The organism is Gilvimarinus sp. 1_MG-2023, assembly GCF_030548285.1.
On sequence record NZ_JAUOSC010001432.1, the window covers coordinates 1 to 249 of the forward strand.

A 249-nucleotide genomic window follows, 5' to 3' on the forward strand; every position below is an offset into this window, starting at 1 on the left:
GTATCGGCTTGCCGCCGCTCTGGCCACGGGCGGTGAGGGTGATATCCAGCAGTTGCGCTGCTTTTTTTGCGTCATCAAAAAACAGTTCGTAGAAGTCTCCCATGCGATAAAACAGCATGGTGTCCGGGAACTCGGATTTGATTCGCAAGTATTGCGTCATCATCGGGGTTTGAGCGGGTTTTGAGTCTTTTTTTGCTGTGGCTTGCATACGCACCGAGGACAATAAGGGGTTTAGAGGCTGTGCCAGCG

The 249-nt window shown here is 52.2% G+C and carries 1 protein-coding gene; it reads right to left on the reverse strand.

Going from position 1 to position 249, the window contains the following annotated elements; genetic code table 11:
* Positions 1 to 208, reverse strand: a 208-nt coding sequence (locus Q4563_RS21560) for a hypothetical protein (RefSeq protein WP_303605980.1), incomplete at its 3' end; no start/stop codon positions are given.
* Between the last annotated feature and the right edge of the window lie 41 nt (positions 209 to 249).